Source organism: Bacillus sp. SIMBA_005 (genome assembly GCF_046535585.1).
GTDB classification, from domain to species: Bacteria; Bacillota; Bacilli; order Bacillales; family Bacillaceae; genus Bacillus; species Bacillus pumilus.
Genome location: NZ_JAWRWI010000332.1, coordinates 1 through 275, shown reverse-complemented (window position 1 = coordinate 275; position 275 = coordinate 1). Strand labels below are relative to the sequence as shown.

The 275-nt window shown below is 48.0% G+C and carries 1 protein-coding gene; it reads left to right on the top strand.

The genetic code is table 11. The features are described from left to right. Positions 1 to 33: 33 nt before the first annotated feature. A partial coding sequence (locus SB660_RS20350) for an ATP-binding cassette domain-containing protein (protein ID WP_410584128.1) occupies positions 34 to 275 on the top strand: 242 nt, incomplete at its 3' end.

Here is a 275-nt window from a genome sequence, read left to right as displayed (position 1 = left end):
CCATCTGACTCAGGAAGGGCTGGTGAATGAGCTGTGGACATTAAAATCAAAGATGTAGAACACCGCTATCAAATGAAGACACCGTTTGAACGGCTTGCTCTGTATGATATCAATGCCGTGATAAAAGAGGGCGGCTACGTTGCCGTCATCGGACATACAGGGTCGGGCAAATCGACGCTCCTGCAGCATTTAAACGGTTTGCTGAAACCGACTAAAGGACAGCTTGAGCTCGGGAGCACGATTCTGGCAGCCGGTAAAAAGAATAAAGACCTTAA